Below are 413 nucleotides of genomic sequence, written 5' to 3' on the forward strand. Positions count from 1 at the left end.
TCGGCGAGCGATTCACGCAGGCGCGTGGATAACCTGTTGTTCAACCGCCTCGCCCACAAAAATGCGGACAGGTTCTAGCGACCCAACCAGCCCTTCGCCGGTCAGCAAGTCGATCTGTTTCAGCACCGCCTGCCGACCGGCCTGCGGGTCGAGCGAATCGCCGACGATAACTGAGTCGGGTGCGTAGCTGACCTGCCTGGCGCATTTGCCGCGCACGCACGACAAACGCTTTCCGATCAATGGCTTGCTACCGTTAGCGGCAGGTTGTCCACAAGCTTGCCAACACAATTGACCTGCTCCCCGCGTTTAGTACGGTAACGGTGTAGAGTCCGTTCCAGAGAGGAACGGCAATGAAAAAGCGATTCACCGAAGAACAAATCATCGGCATCTTGAAGGAAGCCGAAGCTGGCTTG

At 57.6% G+C, this 413-nt stretch carries 1 protein-coding gene; it reads right to left on the reverse strand.

Annotated elements, in window-relative coordinates; genetic code table 11:
* Positions 1–12: 12 nt before the first annotated feature.
* Positions 13–240 carry a hypothetical protein gene (locus SB786_RS35695; protein ID WP_410731500.1) on the reverse strand — a complete coding sequence of 76 codons (228 nt, stop codon included), beginning with the start codon at positions 238–240 and terminating at the stop codon, positions 13–15.
* Between the last annotated feature and the right edge of the window lie 173 nt (positions 241–413).

The sequence above is a fragment of the Burkholderia sp. SIMBA_062 genome (genome assembly GCF_046534765.1).
Lineage (GTDB): Bacteria > Pseudomonadota > Gammaproteobacteria > Burkholderiales > Burkholderiaceae > Burkholderia > Burkholderia ambifaria.